This window comes from Kitasatospora saccharophila, from assembly GCF_039529925.1.
GTDB classification, from domain to species: domain Bacteria; phylum Actinomycetota; class Actinomycetes; order Streptomycetales; family Streptomycetaceae; genus Kitasatospora; species Kitasatospora saccharophila.
In genome coordinates, this window is the sequence record NZ_BAAANS010000013.1 from 17,583 (window position 1) to 36,982 (window position 19,400).

Sequence of the window (19,400 nt, forward strand, 5' to 3'; positions counted from 1 at the left end):
CACAGCCCGTCCCCAAGGTTTTTCCCGTCCGTCCCCGTTCCTTCCTGCCCGGAGGCACCGATGAGTTACCCGCCCGACCCGAACAACCCGTACGGCCAGCAGCCCCCGCCGCCCGGCTACGGCTACCCGCAGCAGGCCCCGCCGCCGCCCGGCTACGGCTACCCGCAGCAGGGCCAGCCGCAGCAGCCGTACGGCTACGCGCAGCAGGTGCCGCCGCAGCCCGGCTACGGCTACCCGCAGCCGCCCGGCACGATCCAGGCCAACAACGGCTACATCAGCATCGCGAACCTCGGCACCGTCCGGATCGCCACCATGGGGCAGCGCTTCCTGGCCCGCCTGCTGGACTACATCGTCACCTCGGTGATCGTCGGCATCGCGATGGCCGCCGGCCTGGCGGGCGCGGTCGGCCTGAGCGACAAGGCCACCAAGGACTGCACCGTCTACGACGCCGGCTCCACGGCCTGGAACGACTGCCTCGACAGCAACACGCAGGCCGGCACCAACATCGTCCTGGCGTTCTTCGGCCTGCTCGCCGTCATCGCCGTGTTCGGCCTGCTGTACGAGTGGCTGCTGGTCGGCCTGGCCGGCGCGACGATCGGCAAGATGGCGCTGGGCCTGCGGGTGGTGCGCGAGCACGACGGCCAGCACCCGGGCGTGGGCGGCGGCTTCATCCGCTTCATCATCCCGATGGTGGGCAACCTGCTGTGCGGCGTCGGCACCCTGCTGGTCTACCTGTCGCCGTTCTTCGACAACTCCGGCAAGCTGCAGGGCTGGCACGACCGCGCGGCGAGCACCGTCGTGATCAAGAAGTAGCGGCACCGCGCGAACGCCCGAGGGCCCCGCACCCCAGCTCGGCTGGGGTGCGGGGCCCTCGGCGTCACCGGCCCGACGGCCGGCGGCGGTCAGTGGAAGAAGTGCCGGGTCCCGGTGAGGTACATGGTCACGCCGGCCTTCTCGGCGGCCGCGATCACCTCTTCGTCGCGGATCGAACCGCCGGGCTGCACCACGGCCTTGACGCCCGCGGCGAGCAGGATCTCCAGGCCGTCGGCGAACGGGAAGAACGCGTCGGAGGCGGCGTAGGAGCCGACCGCGCGCTCGCCGGCCCGCTCGACGGCGAGCTTGCAGGAGTCGACCCGGTTGACCTGGCCCATGCCGACGCCGACCGAGGCGCCGTCCTTGGCGAGCAGGATCGCGTTGGACTTGACGGCCCGGCAGGCCCGCCAGGCGAAGGACAGCTCGGCCAGCTCGTCGGCGGACAGCGCCGCGCCGGTGGCCAGCGTCCAGGTGGCCGGGTCGTCGCCGGCCGCGTCGACCCGGTCGACCTGCTGGAGCAGCAGGCCGCCGGAGATCCGGCGGGACTCCACCGCGTCGGCGGGGGCCTCGGGGGCGCGCAGCACCCGCAGGTTCTTCTTCTTGGCCAGCACCTCCAGGGCGCCGTCCTCGTAGCCGGGGGCGACGACGACCTCGGTGAAGATCGGGGCGATCTGCTCGGCCAGCTCGACGGTGACCGGGCGGTTGACGGCGATCACGCCGCCGTACGCGGAGACCGGGTCGCAGGCGTGCGCCTTGCGGTGCGCCTCGGCGACGTCCGCGCCGGTGCCGATGCCGCACGGGTTGGCGTGCTTGATGATGGCGACGGCCGGGCCCGCGTGGTCGTACGCGGCGCGGCGGGCCGCGTCGGTGTCCACGTAGTTGTTGTAGGACATCTCCTTGCCCTGCAGCTGCTCGGCGCCCGCCAGGCCGCCCGTCCCGTCGGTGTACAGGGCGGCCTGCTGGTGCGGGTTCTCGCCGTAGCGCAGGACGTTGCCGAGCTCCCAGGTGTCGCCGAGGAAGGTCGGGAACGCGGCCTCGGACCCGGTGTAGCCCGACTCCTCGAACCAGCTCGCCACCGCGACGTCGTACGCGGCGGTGTGCGCGAACGCGGCGGCGGCCAGGCGCTTGCGGGTCAGCAGGTCGAAGCCGCCGCCCTGCACGGCGGTCAGCACGTCCGCGTAGCGGGCCGGGTCGACCACGACGGCCACCGAGGGGTGGTTCTTCGCGGCGGCGCGGACCATGGACGGGCCGCCGATGTCGATCTGCTCGACGCACTCGTCGGGGGTGGCGCCGGAGGCGACGGTGGCGGTGAACGGGTACAGGTTCACCACGACCAGGTCGAACGGCTCGACGCCCAGCTCGGCGAGCTGCGCGCGGTGCGACTCCAGGCGCAGGTCGGCCAGCACGCCGGCGTGCACCCGCGGGTGCAGGGTCTTGACCCGGCCGTCCAGGCACTCGGGGAAGCCGGTCAGCTCGGAGACCTCGGTGACCGGGACGCCCGCGGCGGCGATCTTCCCGGCGGTGGAGCCGGTGGAGACGATGGCGACCCCGGCGGCGTGCAGCCCCTGGGCCAGCTCCTCCAGCCCGGTCTTGTCGTAGACGCTGATCAGCGCGCGCCGGATCGGGCGCACGTTCTCGGAGACGGGCTTGTTGGCGGAGGAAGCGGCGCTCATGCCGGAATCCATACCTTTCGGTCTTCGATGCGGTGTCCTTCGCGGGCCAGCCGGCCCACGACCTCGACGAGCAGCTTGCGCTCGACAGTCTTGATGCGCTCGTGCAGCGCCTCGCCGCCGTCGGCGTGGTCGGCGTCCTCGACCTCCACCACGCCCTGGGCGATGATCGGCCCGGTGTCGACCCCGCCGTCCACCAGGTGCACGGTGCAGCCGGTGACCTTCACCCCGTACGCCAGCGCGTCGGGCACGCCGTGCGCCCCCGGGAAGGCGGGCAGCAGCGCGGGGTGGGTGTTGACGGTGCGCCCGGCGAAGGCGCCGACGAAGGCGGGGCCGAGGATCTTCATGAACCCGGCGGTGACCACCAGGTCCGGTGCGTGGGCGGCGACGGCGGCGGTCAGCGCGGCGTCCCAGGCGGCCCGGTCGGCGTGGTCCTTGATCCGCTGGACGAAGACCGGGATGCCGGCCTTCTCGGCCCGCTCGATGCCGGCGATGCCGTCGCGGTCGGCGCCCACCGCGACGATCTCGGCGCCGTAGCCGGGGTCGGCGGCGGCGTCGATCAGCGCCTGGAGGTTGGTGCCGGAGCCGGAGACCAGTACCACCAGCCGGGCCGGTCCGGGGGTCCGGGGCGGGAACACTTGGGCGTCAGCGGCAGCCACGGCGCGATTCTCCGTACGTCGGGGTGTCGCCCGCTGGTACGTCCACCGTCGGTGGGGCCACTACGGGCGGCGGCAGGTCGGGAGCGACGGCGGCGGGTCGCCGGGCGGCCGCGGCGCTGCGGCCCCGGGAACCGTCGGATGCTGCCGACCGTCACCACGATAACGGCTGGTGGGAGGCCGCCCGTAACCAGCAGGCAACGCTACGCGCGTAGTTGAGACGGGGATCTCGCGCCCGGCCCCGGCCGCCCGGACCGATCCGGCAGGGTGCCGTACGGCCGGGAACCGGCTGGGGGATCATTGTTCCGGGCCGCCCACTCCCCCACCGACGGGGCGGGCCATCCGACGAGCAGAAACGGCCGACACCATGAGCAGCGGCGAGGACAGCGGCGAGCGCAACCCCTTCGCGCCCCCACCGCCCGGCGCGCCCGACCAGCCCTGGCGCCCCCGTACCCCGCAGCCGCCGGCGTCCGGCCCGCAACCGTCCGGTCAGCGGCCGGACGGGCAGCCCGAGGAGGACCGCCCGCAGCCCCCGCCGTGGGGCCACCGCCCCGAGCAGCCGGGCCCGCAGCAGCCCGCCCCGCCCAAGCTCGACCCGGCCGACCCGGCCCACCGCACCGCCCGCAACGCCCTGCTCTCCGGCTTCGCCGCCCTGCTCGCGGTGCTGTTCGGCCTGTACTGGCTGGCCTTCCCGCTCTCCCTGCTCGCCGTCTGGTACGCCGTCACCGTCCTGCGCACCCCGGCCGAACCCGCCGCCGACCCGTTCTCCCCCCGCCCGGTCCGCCCCCAGGTCCCCGCCGCGCTGAGCGCCCTGCTGACCGGCGGCCTCGCCCTGGTGGTCTCGCTCGGCGTCTTCGGCATCCAGTTCGCCTACCGCGACTACCTGGACTGCCGGGACAGCGCCGTCACCCAGGAGTCCGCCCACAGCTGCGCCCAGGAGTACGACGTCCCCGCCTGGCTGAGCAACCTGTACGACGTCGCCGACGAATAAACGAGAACCCCCGGCCGGAACGGCCGGGGGTTCTCTGCTGTCTGCCAGGACTTCAGAGAGCGGCGAAGGCTCCGCTGCCGGCCGCGTCCGCGAAGGCGCGCCAGGAGGCGGCGGGGAGGGTGAGGTACGAGCCCTCGGGGTTCTTGCTGTCACGGACCAGCACCACGCCGTGGGACTGCGCGTGGGAGGTGCTGATCTCCACGCACGCACCACCGCCGCCGGAATAGTTGGACTTGAACCAAGCGGCATTGACCGCGTCAACGGGGATCATGTTGCACAGATCCTTCCGAGCCTTGCTGATCAGCACGAGGGAGTCAGCCGGGGGGAGAGCTTCGATCTGCAGGCGATGATACTCGTCCAACCAGCCCATCACGCTTTCGCGTTCATGTTCGACGTAGCCCCGCTGATGCGTCTCCGTATAGCCGACCAACGCACCATCAGCCATCGTCAGGAGGATGGTCATGTGCGTGAAGGGGCGCTTCGCACCACGGGCGAACGGCACGACCTGGAGGACGACGTTGGGGCGCGCCGCCAGTTCGATCAGCCAGTCCAACTGCCGCATCGTTACTTCGGGTGAACCGATCACAGTACGGATGCAGCTCTCGTCGAGCGCCAAGTGCAATTCCGGCGGATTCGGCAGGTACAACGGGGCCTGCCTGCCGAGCAGGACGCCAACCCGCTCCGCGGCTTGCTCGGGCGTGACCGACCCCCGTTCCACGTAGCCGGCCTCCAACGCCCGCGCGTACTCCTCGGTCTGTGCGATGCCGGGCACAATTCCGGCTTCCCACACTTGAATTCGGCGGGCAGTCGACTCAAGCCCCACGTACTCCGGGAACCCGCCGTGAAAAGCGGTGTGGCCGATCATCCACCATGTTCCCTCCAGCGCGCCCGCCGCGCCGAGCGCCCGGTCCGCGGCGCGGATGAACTCGACCGGCGGGCGGCGCTTCCCGTTCTCGATCATCGAGACGTACGCGCCGGTGTAGTTCACCAGCGCCCCCAACTCGTCCTGGGTGAGCCGCTGTTGCTGCCGCCGCTCGCGCAACTGCCAACCCAGGGCTGCCAGCGGAGATGACGAGGGATCAAGTTCGTTGATGCGCAAGCGCGTTCTCCTCAGTCGAAACCGCCAGGTGTTTACTCCAAACACTTTCGATCGTAGCCGCGGATGCCGATGCTGGTCACACACTGCCGAAGGATCGGAGCGCAGAGTGAGCGCACAGGACGTACCCGTGGGGCCTCATGTGCTTCCGCACGCTCCCTTCCGGCCTTCGGTGGTCGGCCAACTGGTGGTTGACCTCAAGTCCAACCGGCTCGTCCGGTACATGGGTGAGTGGTGCGGGCTGATGTGGGTCCGGCCGCTCGGGGGCGGGACGGAGGTACCCGTGCACCCGGGTGGTCTCGCGCCCGCGCCTGCACCCGCGGTGGATGGGACGAATCCGAGCTGATGGCCAAATCAATCGATCAGGCAGCTGAGTCCGACAAGGGCCGGCGTTGAAAGGGAGCGGGAGCATGCTGGCACAGCAACAGGTCGACGGCGCCGGAACGGGTGGCGCCGCCGCCCGGGCCCGGTGGATCGGGGACAGGCTGAGCGAGTTGGCGGGGCGCCGGCCGCTGGTGGAGGAGTCCGGGGACGGCGGGTTCCGGATCACCCTCCGACTGGTGGAGCAGCCGGGGCACCACCTCGCGGAGGAGGTGCTGCGGGTGCTGCACACGGGTGACCGGTTCGGGCACGTCTCGGGGGACCGCTGGGAGCGGCTGTGGGTCGAGGTGGACGGGCCCGAGGTGGAGCCGACCATCCCGCCGCTGGAGGTGGGGCGGTGATCCCGGTCGAGTACTACCCGGAGGGGCATCCGGGGCTGGACTGGCACGCGGTCGGCGACGACCTGGACGGGGCGGTGCTGGCGAGTTCGGCGCGCGGGGTGGCGATCGCCCGGGCCACCGATCCGCGCACCGTGCTGTACCTGAACCCGGACGAGTGGGCCGACCTGCGGGACGCGATCAAGCAGGGGCACTGCGACCACCTGCTCGGCGACCGCACGCTGTGCGCCGATCCGACGCCCCGGGACCTGCGACTGCCGGACGAGCGGGTGTACGTCGTCCTGGTCGAGCGCACCGGTGCGGAGTCGACCGACCCGGACGACTTCGCGGCCCGGCTCGCCGACCTGCTGCGCCGGGGCGCGTACCAGGCCCTCCCCGCCCTTCCGCACTGAGCACCCGCGCGCAGCACCTCGCGTGCCGCCGGTCCGGGGCGCGGGGAACTGCGCGAGCCACCGGGCACCCGCCGCGAGATCGCGAGGTGACATCGACTCACCGCCCAGCTCGCAGGCGTTCACCTCCCGACGCGCGCGGTCCCCCGCGCCCCGCCGCGCCTACGCGGCGAGTCGGCACACCAGCCGGTACGCCCCCACCCGGGCGCGGAGCACCGGCCCCGCGCCGTCGCCCCGGCGGCCGAGCCACCAGCGCCGCAGCAGCGCCCCCGGCAGCGCGAGGGCGAGTAGCCAGGCGGTCTGGGCCAGCGCGAACTGCCAGGGCACGGGCCCGAGTTCGGACATCCGCCCGGGGGCGAGGGCGCCGCCCGCGAGGTGCCCGACCAGCAGCGCGGGCGGCCCGGCGGCGAGGGCGGTCGCGGTGGCGACGGCCGCGGTCTGGGCGGCGGTCCAGCGGGTGGCGGCGCGGCCGGTGAGCAGGGCGGCGGTGATCGCCGCGGCGGCGGCCGCCGCGCAGGCCAGCAGGTGCCAGTCGGGGCCGCGGTCGGCGGGCAGCAGGCCGAGCAGCGGGAAGTCCGGGGCGGGGCCGAGCCGGGTACCCAGTGGTCCGGCGTGACTGCCGGTGCCGACCGCGAAGCCCACGCCGAGGGCGTAACTCGCGGACCAGACCAGCGCGTTGGGCACCAGGCTCAGGCAGGCGAGCAGCATCCCGAGCCAACCGGCCGCGCCGCCGCCGAGCCGCTGCGCCTGCTGCCCGGCGGAGCCGAGCAGCACCGCGACGGCGAGCACCGCCCCGCCGGCGGCGGTCAGCGCGAGCAGCCATCCGGCCAGGGCCCGTCCGGTGGCGGCCGCGGCGCCGTCCGGCCAGAGCGCGGGCGGCAGCGGCAGCCGGGGCAGGCGGGCGGGGCGGCCGAGTCCGCTCCACAGGCCGTGGCCGAGCGCGGCGGCGGCGAGCAGTGCGACGGCGGCGAGGTCGGCGACGGCCCGGGAGCGCAGCATCGCCTGCGGGTCGGCGCACTGGGCGACGGCGACGGCCGCGACCAGCAGGTACCCGGCGTACACGGTGAGCGGGGAGCGCCAGCGGATCCATCCGCGCCCCCGGGTGCGCCGGGCCTGGCGGTGTCCGGCGCGGGAGAGCAGCACGACGGTGACGGCGGTGAGCAGCAGCGGCACGACGGTCACCGGCGCGGCGCCCGGGCCGCGGGCGAGCGGGGCGCCGTGGCCGAGCAGCCAGAGTCCGAAGACCGCCCGGGCCGCGTCCTGGGCGGTGTCGTCGCCGTACGGGGCGAGCACCCACAGGCCGAACACCGGGACGGCGATCACGGACAGGGTGAGCAGCGCGGTGCGGACGCCGGCGAGCAGGTCGGAGAGGGTGGAGCGGCCGTCCAAGTCGCTCGGCAGTCCCAGGATCGGACGGCCCATCAGCTGCGTCATGGCCCTCATGCTGCCAAGGCCACCCGTTGAGGGGTGTCAACGGGCGAACCTTCGCCGTGTCCCGGATTATCAGTACATGTGCCTTTTTCCGGGACGGACCTGCCACGGAGGAGATCGGTGACCTCGCCCTCGACCGCCGAGCCGGAACGGACCACCGGCACCTCGCCCCGGGCCCGTGCGGACGCCGAACTCCTGCTCCGCCGCCTCGCCCCGCAGGAGGCCCGGGCGCTCGCCCGACTGGCCGCCGGGGACGACCTGCGCGCCGTGGCCCGACACCTGGGCGTCGCCCCCGGCACCGCCCGCAGACACCTCGACCGGGCGGTCCGCAAGCTCGGCGTCCGCGACCGCGAGGAGGCCGTGGCCCTGGTCGCCACGCTCGCCCCCGCGACGCCGGAAGCGGCCCCGGAAGCGGCCCCGGAAACGGCCCCGGCAACGGCCCCGGCAACGGCCCCGGAAGCGGCCCCGCAGGCCCCGACGCCGGCACCGGCCCCGGCGCCGGCCGTCCACCCCGCGCCCGCGCCCGCGCCCACGCCCGCCCCCGTCGAGTTCGTCGGCCCCCCGCGACCCGTACCGCAACCCGCGCCCGACACCGACGCCCCCGCCGGCTTCGGGGAGTTCGCCGCCCTGGTGCACGCCCGGCTGGTGCAGCAGACCTTCCTGCTGACCGGCCACCGCCACCGCGCCGCGCACTGCGTGCAGCTGGCGCTGGGGTCGGCCGCCCGCCGCTGGGAGGAGGTCGCGGCCGACCCGGACCCGGAGGGGCGGGTCCGCGGGGAGGCGTTCGACCTGGCGCTGTCGCCGTGGCACCGGGGCGGCCCGCGGCGGGCGCACCTGCTGCGGTGGCCGCGGCGGCGGATCGTGGTCGACGCGGCGGGCGCGCCGGAACCGCCCGAGCCGCCGCAGCGGCTGACCCCGCAGGACCGGGCGCTGGTGAAGGCGCTGCTGCGGCTGTCGCGGCCGCGGCGGCGGGCGCTGGTGCTGCACGACACGCTGGGCCTGCCGGTGGAGCGGGTCGCGGTGGAGGTGGAGTCGAGCACGGCCGCGGCCGAGAGCCGGGTGCGCTCGGCCCGGGCCGAGCTGGCCCGGGAGGTGCCCGCGCTGGTCGGGGCGGACCCGGAGGACCCGGAGTTCGCGGAGCGGCTGTCGGCCCTGCTGCACCGGGCGGCGGTGCACGGCTGCCCGGGTCCGCGGCTGCCGTCCACGGCCCGGCTGGTCGCGGACAGCCGGGTGCACACGGGGCTGGTGACGGGCGCGGCGGCGGCGCTGACCGTGCTGGTGGGCGGGGCGGTGGTGGCCACCCTGCTGGGGGTGGGCCCGTCGGAGTCGGCCCCGGCGGGGCCGGTGCGCGAGAGGGCCTGCACCTCGACCGGTTCGGGCAGCGCGGGCCCGGCGTCCCCGTACGGCGCGCCGGGGCTGCGGACGCCGTGGTGCGGCCCGACCCCGGGCGTCCCGGCCCGGCTGGCGGGCCCGCCGGGGCCGGTGCCGCCACCGCTGGACCGGCCCGCCCCGGCCGCGCCGAGCGGCGGCGCGACGCTCTCCGGCCCGTTCGCGGCCGGGCGGCGGCCGTTCGCCCCGCCCCCGCCGCCGGAGCGCCACCCGCTGCCGCCGCCGGCGGCCCCGTGCGGGCCGGTCTGCGCGCCGCGGTAGGACGCGCCCGGGTACGCCGGGGTGCGCCCGGGTACGCCGAAGGCGCCGCACCCCGTCCGGAACGGACCGGACGGTGCGCGGCGCCTTCGGCGTACTGACCGTGCTGCGGGCTCGACGCTCGCTTACTTCGCGGCGGCGAACAGCTCGCGGGCCAGGCGGGCGGTCTCGGACGGCGTCTTGCCGACCTTGACGCCGGCGGCCTCCAGGGCCTCCTTCTTCGCCTGGGCGGTGCCGGAGGAGCCGGAGACGATGGCGCCGGCGTGGCCCATGGTCTTGCCCTCGGGCGCGGTGAAGCCCGCGACGTAGCCGACGACCGGCTTGGTGACGTGCTCGGCGATGTAGGCCGCGGCCCGCTCCTCGGCGTCGCCGCCGATCTCGCCGATCATGACGATCAGCTCGGTGTCCGGGTCCTCCTGGAACGCCTTGAGGGCGTCGATGTGGGTGGTGCCGATGACGGGGTCGCCACCGATGCCCACCGCGGAGGAGAAGCCGAGGTCACGGAGCTCGTACATGAGCTGGTAGGTCAGGGTGCCGGACTTCGACACCAGACCGATCTTGCCCGAGCCGGTGATGTTGGCCGGGATGATGCCCGCGTTGGACTGTCCGGGGCTGATCAGGCCGGGGCAGTTCGGGCCGATGATGCGGGTCTTGTTGCCCTTGGCGCCGGCGTGCGCCCAGAACGCGGCGGTGTCGTGCACCGGCACGCCCTCGGTGATGACCACGGCGAGGCCGATCTCGGCGTCGATCGCCTCGATCACGGCGGACTTGGTGAACGCCGGCGGCACGAAGATGACGGTGACGTCGGCACCGGTCTTCTCGATCGCCTCGACCACGGTGCCGAACACCGGGACCTCGGTGCCGTCGACGTCGACGGTGGTGCCCGCCTTGCGCGGGTTCACGCCGCCGACGATCTGGGTGCCGGAGGCGAGCATGCGGCGGGTGTGCTTCATGCCCTCGGAGCCGGTCATGCCCTGGACGATGACCTTGCTGTCCTTGGTAAGGAAGATAGCCATGGTGTTGAGTCCCTTCCTTACTTGTTGGCCAGCTCGGCGGCGCGGTCAGCGGCGCCGTCCATGGTGTCCACCTGCTCGACCAGCGGGTGGTTGGCGTCGGTCAGGATCTGGCGACCGAGCTCCGCGTTGTTGCCGTCCAGACGGACGACCAGCGGCTTGGTGACGGCCTCGCCCTTGCTCTCCAGGAGCGCGAGGGCCTGCACGATGCCGTTGGCGACCGCGTCACAGGCGGTGATGCCGCCGAAGACGTTGACGAAGACCGACTTGACGTCGGCGTCGCCCAGGATGATCTCCAGGCCGTTCGCCATCACCTCGGCGGACGCGCCGCCGCCGATGTCGAGGAAGTTGGCCGGCTTCACGCCGCCGTGGTTCTCACCGGCGTACGCGACGACGTCCAGGGTGCTCATGACGAGGCCCGCGCCGTTGCCGATGATGCCGACCTGGCCGTCGAGCTTGACGTAGTTCAGGCCCTTGGCCTTCGCCGCCGCCTCCAGCGGGTTGGCGGCGGCCTTGTCCTCGAGCGCCTCGTGCTCGGGCTGGCGGAACTCGGCGTTCTCGTCCAGGGAGACCTTGCCGTCGAGCGCGATGATCTTGCCCTCGCCGGACTTGATCAGCGGGTTGACCTCGACCAGGAGGGCGTCCTCCTTGACGAAGACGACCCAGAGCTTCTGCAGGACGTCGGCGACCTGGTCGGCGATCTCGGCCGGGAACTTCGCCGCGGCGACGATCTCGGCGGCCTTCTCCGGGGTCACGCCCTCGTTGGCGTCGACCGGGATCTTGGCGAGCGCGTCCGGGTTCTCCTCGGCCACGACCTCGATCTCCACGCCGCCCTCGACGCTGGCCATGGCCAGGAAGGTGCGGTTGGTGCGGTCGAGCAGGAAGGAGACGTAGTACTCCTCCTTGATGTCCGCGGTCTGGGCCAGCATGACCTTGTGGACGGTGTGGCCCTTGATGTCCATGCCGAGGATCGCCTCGGCCTTGGCCACGGCGTCCTGCGGGTCGGACGCGAGCTTCACGCCACCGGCCTTGCCCCGGCCACCCACCTTCACCTGAGCCTTGACGACGGCTCGGCCGCCGAAGCGCTCCGCGATGGCGGCAGCGTCTGCGGCGGTCTCGATGACATCGCCGTCAAGCACGGGTACACCGTGCTTGGCGAAGAGGTCCCTCGCCTGGTACTCGAACAGGTCCACGTGTTTGTCCTTGTTCGTGGTCGCGGAATGTGTCTCTACGAGCGTGCCACGGCAGGATCTTCGCTGCGGGTCGTCGACACTGAGCGGGTACGCAGATGTACGGCCTTGCGGCCCACGCAGTTGCCGGGCGCATCGTCAATCAACACGCGCGTCACGTCCGCATGGCAGGTTATCCCCGGACGACCGGCCTGTTTCGCCCGGGGCCCGGTCCGCCTTGGTGAGAACCGTCACAACGCGCCCGGTCCGGGCCCCTCACCAGCGGGGGCGCGCAGCGGTGAGGCCCGCCACCGCTTCACCCGGACGGGTGGCCACCGCTCCCCTTGACGGCCCGCGGACCGCTCGACTCAGCCGCGCTCCGGCACCGGCAGCGGCCGCTTCTCGATCGCCGCCGCCATGATCTCCGGGAAGGCGTCCGGCGTGCAGGCGAACGCCGGGGCCCCCAGCTCCGCCAGCGCCTGCGCGTGCGCGTGGTCGTACGCCGGGGCGCCCTCGTCGGACAGCGCCAGCAGCGCGATGAACTGCACCCCCGCGGCCTTCATCGCCGCCACCCGCTTGAGCATCTCGTTGCGGATCCCGCCCTCGTACAGGTCGCTGATCAGCACCACGATCGTCTCCGACGGCCGGCTGATCCTCGACTGGCAGTACGCCAGCGCCCGGTTGATGTCGGTGCCGCCGCCCAGCTGCGTCGCGAACAGCACGTCCACCGGGTCGCTCAGCTGCTCGGTCAGGTCGACCACCGAGGTGTCGAACACCACCAGCCGGGTGTCCAGGCTCGGCATCGACGCCAGCACCGCGCCGAACACCGCCGAGTGCACCACCGACGGCGCCATCGACCCCGACTGGTCGATGCAGAGGATCACCTCCTTCTTCACCGCCCGCTGCGCCCGCGCGTAGCCGACCAGCCGCTCCGGGACGACCGTGCGGTACTCCGGCAGGTACTTCGACAGGTTGGCCCGGATGGTGCGGTCCCAGTCGATGTCCCGGTGCCGGGGACGGTTCACCCGGGCGCTGCGGTCCAGCGCCCCGCCGACCGTCGAACGGGTCTTGTCGGCGAGCCGGCGCTCCAGGTCCGCCACCACCTTGCCGACCACCGCCCGGGCGGTCTCCCGGGTGGTCTCCGGCAGCGCGTGCTTCAGCGACAGCAGCGTCCCCACCAGGTGCACGTCCGGCTCGACGGCGGCCAGCATCTCCGGCTCCAGCAGCAGCCGGTCCAGGCCCAGGCGGGAGATCGCGTCCTGCTGCATCAGCCGCACCACGCTGGTCGGGAAGTACTCCCGGATGTCCCCCAGCCAGCGCGCCACCTTCGGCGCCGACCCGCCGAGCCCCGCCGACCGCTTCCCGTCCTCCCGGTACAGCGCCCCCAGCGCCCCGTCCATCGCCGCGTCCCGCCCGGTCAGCCGCACCCCGGTGCCGTCCGCGTCACCGCCCAGCACCAGCCGCCAGCGCCGCATCCGCTCGTCGTCCTGACGGTCCGTCATCTTCTTTCACTCCTTGGCTTGCCCATCGGGCCGGTCGAAGACCGCCCTGCCCAACCCCCGCGCCCCGCCAGGGGCGCGGGGAACTGCGCGGAGCGGAAGGGAACGGGGGAAGGTCCGGGCGGCGCCGCGGCGAATCCCACCGGCCGCCCGGGTCCGCGGCGTCTCAGGCGGTGGCCCTGCGGTCCACCTGGCGCGGGATCCGCGGCTGCGGGATCGACACCCCCAGCAGCAGCGCCAGCACCTCCGTGGCCGCCTCGGCGCGCTCCTCGTCCAGCGGGGCGCTCGGGGCGGAGCCCTGCGCGGGGGCGCCGAGCGGGCCGGCCGCGACCCGGGAGCCGATGGTGTGGCGCACGCCCGTCTCCAGCGAGGAGAAGGTCCGGCGCAGCACCGGCAGCAGGTCGGTGAAGACCTCCGGGGAGACCCCGCACAGCCAGCCGTCGAGCAGGCCGAGCAGCGTCGGGTCGTGCAGCAGCAGCGCGCCGCCGCCGGAGACGAAGCCCTCGACCCAGCCGCCCGCGTCGGCGGGTTCGGAGGCGGTGGACAGCACCAGGCCGAGCCGCCGCCCGGCCTCCGCCGCGTCGAGCCGCCCGTCGTCCAGCAGCAGCCGCACCGCGCGGCCGCGCAGCAGTCCGGGGACGCCGGTCGCGGGGCCGCCGTGCGGTTCGCGGGCGGCGAGCGCGGCCAGCGTGCCGGCCCAGCGTTCGGCGGTGTCGCCCCCGAGCAGGGCGATCGCCTGGTGGACGGCGTCGAGTTCGGCGCGGCGGGCGTTCGCGCCGTCCGCGTCGAGGCCGGTGCAGGCGGCGGGCAGGGCGACGCAGAGCCGCTCGGCCAGGCCGTGCGCGACGGCGGTGAGCGAGCTGGTGTCGGTGGAGCGGACGTCGCCGTAGCGCAGCGTGCGGACCAGCGCGGGGAGCGCGGCGGCCAGGTGCCCGGCGTCGGTGTCGAGCGCGGCGCGGTCGGCGAGCAGCCGCATCACCTCGGGCAGCGCGTCGGGCAGGTCGGCCAGCAGGCAGTGCTCGGCGAGCGCGGTGAGGGCGGTGAGTTCGGCGTCCTGCGCGTCGGCGACCGCCTTGTTGGTGGCGGCGGAGCGCACCGTGGTGCCCCACTGGCCGGCCTCGACCAGGCGGACCGAGAACTCGGGCTCCCAGCCGAGCTGCCAGGTCTCCCGGAAGGTGCCGGTGGAGTTGACGCCGTCCCGGGAGGGGCGGCCCCAGTGCAGGCCGAGCAGCCGCAGCCGGTGCAGCAGCCGGGAGCGCTCCACGCCCAGGTTCTCGCGCAGGTCGAGGGCGAGCTCCCGGACGGCGGCCTCCGGCTTGAGCCGCAGGGTGCGCTGCAGGCGGGTCAGGTCGCGCTGCAGCGGCACGGCGGGCACCGAGTCGGGGACCTCGCCGAGCGCGTCGCCGACCACCAGCCGCTCGCGGACCAGGGCGAGCGCGACGTCCGAGCCGTCGCACATGACGGCGCGCACCGCGTCCAGCGTCTCGGTGAGGCCGGGCAGCGGGCGGCCGCGCACCGCGGCGAGGGTCTCGGCGAGCCGGACCGCCTCGATGACGTGCGCGGAGGAGACCGGGTGGTCCTCGGCCCGGAGCAGTTCGGCGACCTTGGTCATCCAGCGGGCGACCGGCTGCCCGGGGGCGGTGAACAGGTGGTGGTACCAGCCGGGCGAGTCGATGCCCGCGCCGTAGCCGGTGTGCTGGGACAGCCGGCGGTGCGTCCACGGCACCCAGGTCAGTTCGACCTTGAGCTTCCTGGGCAGTTCGGCGAGCAGCGCCCGGTCGTGCGCGACGGTCGGCAGCACGGCCAGCGCCGGGACGTGCCAGGCGCCGCAGACCACCGCGATCCGCCGGTGCCCGGCCTTGCGGGCGGCCCGGATCCGCTGGCGCATCGCGGCCTCGCGGACCAGGTCGCGCCGCTCGGCCGGGTGGTGCTCGCGCAGCGCGGCCATCGCCTCGGCGAGGGCCGCGAACGGGGCCAGCGGGTCGCCGTCGGGGGTGCGGTGCTCGACCGCGTCCTCCCACCAGGCTTCCGGGTCGGTGTGGCCGGCGGCGGCGGCGAGTTCGGCGATCGGGTCGACGGGCGCGGGCCCGGAAGTGCCCCCCGGCACTTCCGACCCCTCCCCCTCTTCCGACGCTCCGTCACGGCCGGAGGTGTCACCCCCGCCGGTAACGGTTTCGTCGCCGTCCGCGGGCGGGCCGTCGTCGCGGGCGCCGCGCGGGCCGAGCGCGAGGCTCTGCGCGGCGGGCAGGTCGATGAAGTGGACCGGCACCCCGGCGTCCAGCCCGTGCCGCAGCGCCACCCACTCGGGCGAGAACTCGGCGAGCGGCCAGAACGCGGCCCGCGCCGGGTCGTCGGCGACGTGCGCGAGCAGCGCGACCGGCGGCACCATCTCCTTCTCGGCGGCGGCCGCGACCAGGTCGTCGGCCTCCGGCGGGCCCTCGATCAGCACCGCGTCCGGCCGCAGGGCGGCCAGCGCGGCGGCCACCGCGCGGGCCGAGCCGGGGCCGTGGTGGCGCACCCCGAGCAGCGTCACCTCCGCGCCCGCCGTCCCGGCCCCCGGGGCGGCGGCGCCCCTCGCCTCGGCACTCACGCGGAGACCTCCCGGGCGGCCCGGTAGAAGTCCTTCCAGCCGTCGCGGTCGCGGACCACGCCCTCCACGTACTCGCGCCACACCTGCCGGTCGGCGACCGGGTCGCGGACCACCGCGCCGAGGATGCCGTCCGCGACGTCCCCCGCGCGCAGCACGCCGTCGCCGAAGTGGGTGGCCAGCGCGAGGCCGTTGGTGACCACCGAGATCGCCTCGGCGGTGGAGAGCGTGCCGCTGGGGGTCTTCACCTTCGTCCGCCCGTCGGCCGTCAGGCCGGAGCGCAGCTCGCGGAAGACCGTCACCACCCGGCGGATCTCCTCGGCGCCGCCCGGGAGTTCGGGCAGGTCGAGGGAGCGGCCGAGCTGGCCGACCCGGCGGGTGACGATCTCCACCTCCTCCTCCAGCGTGGCCGGCAGCGGCAGCACCACGGTGTTGAAGCGGCGGCGCAGCGCGGAGGAGAGTTCGTTGACGCCGCGGTCGCGGTCGTTGGCGGTGGCGATGACGTTGAACCCGCGCACCGCCTGCACCTCGGAGCCCAGCTCCGGGACGGGCAGGGTCTTCTCGGAGAGGATGGTGATCAGGCTGTCCTGGACGTCCGCCGGGATGCGGGTGAGCTCCTCGACCCGGGCGATCTGCCCGTCGCGCATGGCGCGCATCAGCGGGGACGGCACCAGCGCGTCCTCGCTCGGGCCGTGGGCGAGCAGTTGGGCGTAGTTCCAGCCGTAGCGGACGGCCTCCTCGGGGGTGCCCGCGGTGCCCTGCACCAGCAGCGTGGAGTCTCCGGAGATCGCCGCCGCCAGGTGCTCGGACACCCAGGTCTTGGCGGTGCCGGGCACGCCGAGCAGCAGCAGCGCCCGGTCGGTGGCCAGCGTGGTCACGGCGACCTCGATCACCCGGCGCGGGCCGATGTACTTCGGCGTGATCACCGTGCCGTCGGCGAGCTCGCCGCCCAGCAGGTAGGTGGCGACCGCCCACGGCGACAGCCGCCAGCGCTCCGGCCGGTCCCGGTCGTCGTGCCGGGCGAGGGCGGCCAGCTCCTCGGCGAACGCGTCCTCGGCGTGCTGCCGCAGGACCTCGCTGGTCGTCTCGGTGGTCATCGACTGCTCCGATCTCACGGGGATCTCACGGGTCGTCAGAACGCTGCGCGAAGAGGGCGCGAAGGACGAACGGCACGGCGCTGACCTGGGAGGGAGAACCCCCGTTCGCCCCGTGCACCCACCACTGTGCCGCCCGCCACTGACAACCGACCCGGCGTCAGCCCGCCGCCGGGGCGGGCCGGTCGGCCGCCCGCCGCCGGGGCCACAGCTGGGCCGCGCCGAACGCCGCCTCCACCACCAGGAAGCCCCACAGCAGCCCGGTCGCGCCCTGCCCCAGCGCCCAGCCCTGCCAGCAGGCGAACAGCACCCGGGCCACCCCGTCGAACAGCCCGTGCACCGGCTGCGGGCGCAGCAGCCGCAGCAGCGCCCAGACCAGCACCACCGACCCCATCAGGTTGGCGAACAGCGTCTGCATCGGTTCCGGCGGCGGCAGTTCGCCCAGCCCCAGCGCGCCGGACGCCGCGGACAGCGCCCGGTGCGCGAGGGCGTACGTCCAGGGGGTGGCGAACGGGGCGGTGACCAGCAGGTCGTACCAGGCGCTGGCGCGGACCAGGCGGGCGTAGCGGTGCATCGGTCGTCACTCCTCGATCGGCTCGTGCGGGAACGGGCCCATGCTGGACGGTGGAGTACTGTCCAGGGTCAAGTCACCGACGGGAACGGGCGGGAGCGGGGACGTGCGCATCGGGGAACTCGCCGAACGGACCGGGCTGAGCCGCGACACGCTGCGCTTCTACGAGCGCACCGGGCTGCTGGTCTCCCGCCGACTGCCCAACGGCTACCGCGACTTCCCGCCCGAGGCCGAGCCCTGGCTGCGGTACGTCCGCACCGCGCAGGCGCTCGGCTTCTCGCTCGCCGAGATCGCCCGCACCGGCGCCGAGTTGAGCGCCGCGCCGGACGCCGCCGAGCGGCTCTCCGAGCTGTTCCGGGAGAAGATCGCGCTGATCGACGCCCGGACGGCGGAGCTCGCCGCCCTGCGCGCCGACCTCGCCGGCCGGGTCGGCACGGGATGTCCGCTGGCCCCGGCCTGACGGCCCCTCGGCTGTCGTCGCCTCCCCGCCTCGACCGGGCCGCGCCCCCGGCGTGCTCTCCCGACCCCCGGCCCCCGGCCCCCGGGCGGAAGGGCCCCGCCCCGGGGGCGTCCCGCCCTCCGTCCGGCGCGGCGAGCGGTTTCCGCCGCCCGACGGCCGACGGGTCCTGACGGACCCTCGACTGTCAGTGGCCCCTCCTAGCGTCATCGGCATGGAGGAACGCTGGAGCACCGAACACGTCCTTTCGCTGGCGCCCGATCCGGCTTCCCTGAAGGCGGCGGGCAAGCTCTCCGGCCCGGCCCCCTGGTCGGCGACCGGCACCGGCGGGGGCGCGCTGTGGGGCCTGTGCAAGGGCAGCGGCAGCACCCCGTACCGGACGGCGGTCGAGCTGGGCACGCCCGCGTACAAGTGCAGTTGCCCGAGCCGGAAGTTCCCGTGCAAGCACGCCCTCGGGCTGCTGCTGCTCTGGGCCTCCGGGCCGGAGGCCGTCGCCGACGGGGCCGCCCCGCCGGACTGGGTGGCGCAGTGGCTGGACGGCCGCGGCCGGGCCGCCGCCGACAAGGCCGCCAAGCAGTCGGCGAAGGCCGCCGAGGCGGACCCGGCGGCCGCCCGCAAGCGGGCCGAGAAGCGTTCCGCCCGGGTCGCGGGCGGCGCCCGCGAGCTGCGGCTGCGGCTGGCCGACGGCGTCCGCCGCGGCCTGGCCGACCCGCACCCGGCCGGTGCGTGGGAGGAGGTGGCCGCCCGGATGGTCGACGCCCAGGCGTCCGGTCTGGCGTCCCGGGTCCGGGTGCTCGCCGAGGCGCCGCCGGACGAACTGCTGGAGGAGTACGCGATGCTGCACCTGCTGGCCGGCGCCTACGGCCGGATCGACACCCTGCCCGAGGCCCTGGCCGCGACCGTCCGGACCAGGGTCGGCTTCACCACCGAGGCCGCCGAACTGCTGGCCGGCCCGACCGTCCGGGACCGCTGGCACGTCCTGGGCAGCCGGGACACCGCCGACGAGCGGCTGACCACCCGCCGGGTGTGGCTGCGCGGCGCGAAGACCGGCCGGCCCGCCCTGCTGCTCGCCTTCGGCCGCCCCGGCCAGGCGCCGGACCTCGCCCTGCCCACCGGCCGCCTGCTGGAGGCCGACCTGGCCTACCACCCGGGCGCCCGCCCGCTGCGGGCCGTCCTCGGCACCCGCTACGGCGCCCCCGAGCCGGCCCCGGCCGCCGCCCCCGCGGGCCTGACGCCCGCCGCGGCGCTCGCCGAGTACGGCGCCGCCGTCGCCGAGGACCCGTGGCTGGACGGCTGGCCGACCGTCCTGGCCGACGTGGTGCCGGTCCGCACCCCGGACGGCTGGCGGCTCACCGACGGCGCGCACAGCCTGCCGGTGCGCCGCGGCGCCCTGCCCGAACCGGCCCTGTGGCGGCTCGCCGCGGTCTCCGCCGGGCACCCCGTCACCCTGTTCGGCGAGTGCGGCCACCGCGGCTTCGCGCCCGTCACCGCCTGGGACGCCGACCACCGGCCCGTCCCGCTCGGCTGACCCGCCAGCCGACCCGGCGCGTCCGACCCGGCGTCGACCCCGTGCGGCGCCGGGCACCGCACCGTCCGCC

General features: G+C 74.9%; 17 protein-coding genes. 7 read left to right on the forward strand and 10 right to left on the reverse strand.

Annotated features, from left to right (window positions below; all coding sequences use genetic code 11):
• Positions 1-60 precede the first annotated feature (60 nt).
• Positions 61-813 (forward strand): RDD family protein, encoded by a 753-nt coding sequence (locus ABD345_RS11885; RefSeq protein WP_344551966.1) that lies wholly within the window; start codon positions 61-63, stop codon positions 811-813.
• Between the two features lie 89 nt (positions 814-902).
• On the opposite strand, the gene purH is transcribed toward ABD345_RS11885, so the two are convergent.
• Both purH and purN read right to left on the reverse strand, forming a co-directional pair.
• A complete protein-coding gene (purH, locus tag ABD345_RS11890; RefSeq protein ID WP_344551967.1) occupies positions 903-2,486 on the reverse strand; it encodes a bifunctional phosphoribosylaminoimidazolecarboxamide formyltransferase/IMP cyclohydrolase in 1,584 nt (527 codons plus the stop codon).
• Positions 2,483-3,142 carry a phosphoribosylglycinamide formyltransferase gene (purN, locus tag ABD345_RS11895; protein ID WP_344551968.1) on the reverse strand — a complete coding sequence of 220 codons (660 nt, stop codon included), beginning with the start codon at positions 3,140-3,142 and terminating at the stop codon, positions 2,483-2,485. Before purN ends, purH begins: the two co-directional genes overlap by 4 nt.
• Positions 3,143-3,506: 364 nt before the next feature.
• Between purN and ABD345_RS11900 the strand changes: the two genes are divergently transcribed.
• Positions 3,507-4,130, forward strand: coding sequence for a DUF4153 domain-containing protein (locus ABD345_RS11900; RefSeq protein ID WP_344551969.1), 624 nt, complete (start codon positions 3,507-3,509; stop codon positions 4,128-4,130).
• 52 nt (positions 4,131-4,182) lie between these two features.
• Here the strand turns inward: ABD345_RS11900 and ABD345_RS11905 are convergent, their stop codons facing one another.
• A complete protein-coding gene (locus ABD345_RS11905; protein WP_344551970.1) occupies positions 4,183-5,229 on the reverse strand; it encodes a Scr1 family TA system antitoxin-like transcriptional regulator in 1,047 nt (348 codons plus the stop codon).
• A 407-nt stretch (positions 5,230-5,636) separates the two neighbouring features.
• Here ABD345_RS11905 and ABD345_RS11910 point away from each other — a divergent pair, with 407 nt between their 5' ends.
• Together ABD345_RS11910 and ABD345_RS11915 are read left to right on the forward strand one after the other, a co-directional pair.
• The gene (locus ABD345_RS11910; protein WP_344551971.1) at positions 5,637-5,948 is read left to right on the forward strand and encodes a hypothetical protein; all 312 of its coding nucleotides are present in this window, start codon (positions 5,637-5,639) and stop codon (positions 5,946-5,948) included.
• The gene (locus ABD345_RS11915) at positions 5,945-6,337 is read left to right on the forward strand and encodes a hypothetical protein (protein WP_344551972.1); all 393 of its coding nucleotides are present in this window, start codon (positions 5,945-5,947) and stop codon (positions 6,335-6,337) included. The genes ABD345_RS11910 and ABD345_RS11915 overlap by 4 nt, the downstream gene beginning before the upstream one ends.
• 159 nt (positions 6,338-6,496) lie before the next feature.
• Here the strand turns inward: ABD345_RS11915 and ABD345_RS11920 are convergent, their stop codons facing one another.
• Positions 6,497-7,768: a cell division protein PerM gene (locus ABD345_RS11920; RefSeq protein ID WP_344551973.1), complete on the reverse strand. Its 1,272-nt coding sequence runs from the start codon at positions 7,766-7,768 to the stop codon at positions 6,497-6,499.
• 117 nt (positions 7,769-7,885) lie between these two features.
• Here ABD345_RS11920 and ABD345_RS11925 point away from each other — a divergent pair, with 117 nt between their 5' ends.
• On the forward strand, positions 7,886-9,415 hold the full coding sequence (locus ABD345_RS11925) for a LuxR C-terminal-related transcriptional regulator (RefSeq protein ID WP_344551974.1): 1,530 nt from the start codon (positions 7,886-7,888) through the stop codon (positions 9,413-9,415).
• A 122-nt stretch (positions 9,416-9,537) separates the two neighbouring features.
• On the opposite strand, the gene sucD is transcribed toward ABD345_RS11925, so the two are convergent.
• From sucD to ABD345_RS11955, 6 genes are all read right to left on the reverse strand, one after another.
• Positions 9,538-10,428 (reverse strand): succinate--CoA ligase subunit alpha, encoded by an 891-nt coding sequence (sucD, locus tag ABD345_RS11930; protein WP_344551975.1) that lies wholly within the window; start codon positions 10,426-10,428, stop codon positions 9,538-9,540.
• 17 nt (positions 10,429-10,445) lie between these two features.
• Positions 10,446-11,618, reverse strand: a complete 1,173-nt coding sequence (gene sucC / locus ABD345_RS11935) for an ADP-forming succinate--CoA ligase subunit beta (protein ID WP_176188436.1) — start codon at positions 11,616-11,618, stop codon at positions 10,446-10,448.
• A gap of 344 nt (positions 11,619-11,962) precedes the next feature.
• Positions 11,963-13,096, reverse strand: coding sequence for a VWA domain-containing protein (locus ABD345_RS11940; RefSeq protein ID WP_344551976.1), 1,134 nt, complete (start codon positions 13,094-13,096; stop codon positions 11,963-11,965).
• A gap of 163 nt (positions 13,097-13,259) precedes the next feature.
• Positions 13,260-15,683 carry a DUF5682 family protein gene (locus ABD345_RS11945; protein WP_344551977.1) on the reverse strand — a complete coding sequence of 808 codons (2,424 nt, stop codon included), beginning with the start codon at positions 15,681-15,683 and terminating at the stop codon, positions 13,260-13,262.
• A complete protein-coding gene (locus tag ABD345_RS11950) occupies positions 15,680-16,777 on the reverse strand; it encodes an ATP-binding protein (RefSeq protein ID WP_344551978.1) in 1,098 nt (365 codons plus the stop codon). The genes ABD345_RS11945 and ABD345_RS11950 overlap by 4 nt, the downstream gene beginning before the upstream one ends.
• 157 nt (positions 16,778-16,934) lie before the next feature.
• Positions 16,935-17,348 carry a hypothetical protein gene (locus tag ABD345_RS11955; protein ID WP_344551979.1) on the reverse strand — a complete coding sequence of 138 codons (414 nt, stop codon included), beginning with the start codon at positions 17,346-17,348 and terminating at the stop codon, positions 16,935-16,937.
• A gap of 103 nt (positions 17,349-17,451) precedes the next feature.
• Between ABD345_RS11955 and ABD345_RS11960 the strand changes: the two genes are divergently transcribed.
• Both ABD345_RS11960 and ABD345_RS11965 read left to right on the forward strand, forming a co-directional pair.
• Positions 17,452-17,805, forward strand: coding sequence for a MerR family transcriptional regulator (locus tag ABD345_RS11960; protein ID WP_344551980.1), 354 nt, complete (start codon positions 17,452-17,454; stop codon positions 17,803-17,805).
• 211 nt (positions 17,806-18,016) lie between these two features.
• The gene (locus tag ABD345_RS11965) at positions 18,017-19,330 is read left to right on the forward strand and encodes an SWIM zinc finger family protein (RefSeq protein WP_344551981.1); all 1,314 of its coding nucleotides are present in this window, start codon (positions 18,017-18,019) and stop codon (positions 19,328-19,330) included.
• Positions 19,331-19,400: the final 70 nt, after the last annotated feature.